Source organism: Marilutibacter maris, assembly GCF_006546735.2.
Lineage (GTDB): Bacteria > Pseudomonadota > Gammaproteobacteria > Xanthomonadales > Xanthomonadaceae > Marilutibacter > Marilutibacter maris.
Genome location: NZ_VICD02000195.1, coordinates 1 through 3,621 on the forward strand (window position 1 = coordinate 1; position 3,621 = coordinate 3,621).

Genomic DNA, 3,621 nt, shown 5'->3' on the forward strand with positions numbered 1-3,621 from the left:
CTGCGCAAACCTTGGGCCCCGCCGTTGCGCTTCCACACCCCCATTCGTGCCTGCGGCACGAATCGCCCCCTGACTCAGGGGGGAACGATATCCGGCCGCGCCCGGATATCTCCCAAGGTTTGCTTTGCAAACCTCGGGCCCCGCCGGTGCGCTTCCAGACCCCCATTTGCATCTGCGATGCGAATCGCCCCCTCATTCAGGGGCTGGGTCAGTGCCGTATCGCATCTCGTAGGAGCGGCGTGAGCCGCGATTGAACACGGGAGGGGCCGGCGCGGGCGCGCAAACGACGAACCCGCCACGTGGGCGGGTTCGTCGTATCGCTCCCGGTACGGGCCGGATCAGTCGTGGCTCAGATCCGGTTTTTCGTCGAGCCTGTCGCCAAGCACGCGCCGGACCACGACATAGAAGATCGGGATGAACAACACGCCCAGGAAGGTCGCGAAGACCATGCCGCCGATCACGCCGGTACCGATCGCGTGGCGGGCGTTGGCGCCCGCGCCGCTGGACAGCACCAACGGCACCACGCCGAGGATGAACGCGAACGAGGTCATCAGGATCGGCCGGAAGCGCAGCTTGCAGGCCTCGATCGTCGCCTCGCGCAGGGTCTTGCCCTCCAGCCGCTGCTCGATCGCGAACTCGATGATCAGGATCGCGTTCTTCGCCGCCAGGCCGATCACCGTGATCAGGCCGATCTTGAAGTAGATGTCGTTGGTCAGGTCGCTGGGGTGGAGCATGGTGAACACCACCGCGCCGAGCACGCCCAGCGGCACCACCAGCAGGACCGCCACCGGCACCGACCAGCTCTCGTACAGCGCGGCCAGGCACAGGAACACCACCAGGATCGACAGCGCCATCAGCATCGGGCCCTGCTGGCCGGAGATGATTTCCTGATAGGACTGGCCGGTCCAGTCGTAGCCGAAGCCGTCCGGCAGCTCGGTGTCGACGATGCGTTCCATCGCGGTCATCGCCTCGCCCGAACTGTGGCCCGGCGCCTGCGAACCGACGATCTCGACCGCGGCGTAGCCGTTGTAGCGGTTCAGCGACGGCGAGGCCATCACCCAGTGGCTCTTGACCACGTTGGCCAGCGGCACCATCGCGCCGGTGGTCGCGTCGACGCCGCCGGAGGGATCGAACAGCGGGCTGGGCGTATAGAAGCGCGCCAGCGACTCAGGCCCGGTGCGGAACTGCGCATCGGCCTGCATGGTCACCCGCTTGATCCGGCCCTGGTCGCTGAAGTCGTTGACGTACACCGGCGCCAGCATCAGCTGGATCGCGTTGTAGATGTCGTTCACCGACAGCCCCATCGCCTGCGCCTGCACACGGTCGACATCGAGCTTCAGCTGCGGCGCCGGCTCCAGCGTATTGGGCCTGACCGCGGTCAGCGCCGGGTCCTCGCCGGCCTTGCCCAGCAGGGTGTTGCGCGCCTGCGCGAGCGCGTCGCGGCCGTTGCCGCCACGGTCCTGCAGGTACATGTCGAAGCCGCCGAACGCGCCCAGGCCGCTCACCGTCGGCAGGTTGATCACGAAGATCTGCGCGTCGCGGATGCCGTACAGCGCGCGGTTCGCGTTGGAGATGAATTCCATCGCGGTGAGGTCGCGCTCGTCCCAGGGCTTGAGGCGGATGAAGGCGATGCCGACGTTCTCGCCCTGGCCGACGAAGCTGAAGCCGGCGACCTGCATCATGCCGTCGTAGCCTTCCTGCTGCTCCAGCGTCTCGCGGACCTGGGTGAGCACGTCCTTGGTGCGCTCCAGGGTCGCGCCCGGCGGCAACTGGACCAGGCCGATCGCATAGCCCTGGTCCTCCTCGGGCAGGAAGCTGCCGGGCATGCGGGTGAACAGGAAGCCGCACAGCACCGCCAGCAGGGCGAACACCATCATCCAGCGCGGCGCATGGCGGATCGCGCCGGTGATGTGGCCGACGTAGGTGTTGGCGACCTTGCCATAGCCCCAGTCGAAGGCACGGAAGACGATGTTCTTCTTCGCGTGGTGGGTCGGCTTGAGCATGGTCGCGCACAGCGCCGGGGTGAAGGTCAGCGCGAGGAACGCCGAGAACGCCATCGAGGTGGCGATGGTCAGCGCGAACTGCTTGTAGATCTCGCCGGCCGAGCCACCCTGGAACGCGGACGGGATGAACACCGCCGCCAGCACCACGGTGATCGCGACCACCGCGCCGCTGATCTGGCCCATCGCCTTGACCGTGGCGTCCTTCGGCGACAGCCCCTCCTCGGTCATCAGGCGCTCGACGTTCTCGATCACCACGATCGCGTCGTCGACCACGATGCCGATCGCCAGCACCATGCCGAACAGGGTCAGCTGGTTGATGGTGAAGCCGATCACGTACATGCCCAGGAAGGTGCCCAGCAGCGCGATCGGGATGACCAGGGTCGGGATGATCGTCGCGCGGAAGTTCTGCAGGAAGATCAGCATCACCAGGAACACCAGCACGATCGCCTCGAGCAGGGTGTGCACGACCTCCTCGATCGACACCTCGACGAAAGTCGAGCTGTCGTAGGGCACGAACCAGCTGACCCCCGGCGGGAAGGTCGCCTCCAGCTCGGCCATCCGCGCCTTGACCGCCTCGGCCACGCCCAGGGCGTTCGCGCCCGGGCTCAGCTGGACCGCGAATGCGCCGGTCGGGGCGCCGTTCCACTGGCTGTCGAAGCCGTAGGACTGCGCGCCCAGCTCGATCCGGGCGACGTCGGCCAGGCGCACCGTGGTGCCGTCCTCGTTCGCGCGCAGCAGGATGTTGCCGAACTGCTCGGGGGTGCTGAAGCGGCCCTCGGCCGAGACCGTGGCGGTGAAGCCCTGGCCCGGCGGCGACGGTTCGGAGCCGATCGAGCCGGCCGCGAACTGCACGTTCTGGCCGCGCACCGCCGCCAGCACCTGGCTGGCCGACAGTCCGAAGCCGCGCAGCTTATCGGCGTCGAGCCAGATGTTCATCGCATACGAACTGCCGAACTGCTGGGTGCTGCCGACGCCGGGCACGCGCGAGATCTGGTCGATCACCCGCGAGCCGACCAGGTCGTTGAGCGCATTGCGGTCGACGCCCGGATTGTCCGAGCGCACCGCGACCACCATCAGGAAGCCGGAGTTGGCCTTGGCCACCACCACGCCCTGCTGGGTCACCTCCGAGGGCAGTCGCGGGGTCGCCAGCGACACCTTGTTCTGCACCTGCACCTGGGCGATGTCGGGATCGGTGCCCGGCTTGAAGGTCAGCGTGATCGAGCTGCCGCCGGAGGCGCTGGAGGAGGAGCTGAAGTAGTCGAGGTTGTCGATGCCGGTGAGCTGCTGCTCGATCACCTGGGTGACCGCGGCCTCGGCGGTCTCCGCGCTCGCGCCCGGATAGCCGGCCGAGACGATCACCTGCGGCGGCGCGATGTTCGGGTAGGACTCGACGCCGAGGTTGAAGATCGCCAGCACGCCGGCCAGCGAAATCAGGATCGCGACGACCCAGGAAAAGACCGGGTGGTTGATGAAGAATCTGGACATGGTGGCGGATCAGCCTTCGCTGGAGGCGTCGTCGGCCGCGTCCGCCGGAGCGGGAGCGGCCGGCTCGGCGGCATCTTCGGCATCCGGCCCGGTCCCGGCAGGCGCCGCCGCCGGCGCAGATGCGGGGGCCCCG

Annotated in this window: 1 protein-coding gene; it reads right to left on the reverse strand. The window is 67.9% G+C overall.

Features of this window, described 5'->3' with window-relative positions; all coding sequences use genetic code 11:
* Positions 1-338: 338 nt before the first annotated feature.
* Complete coding sequence (locus FKV24_RS11280) at positions 339-3,488, reverse strand: multidrug efflux RND transporter permease subunit (RefSeq protein WP_141482457.1); 3,150 nt, start codon at positions 3,486-3,488, stop codon at positions 339-341.
* Between the last annotated feature and the right edge of the window lie 133 nt (positions 3,489-3,621).

What these genes read in the sequence shown, in the direction of transcription:
- FKV24_RS11280 (WP_141482457.1), bottom strand. Translation starts at nt 3,488, where the DNA reads ATGTCCAGATTCTTCATCAACCACCCGGTCTTTTCCTGGGTCGTCGCG.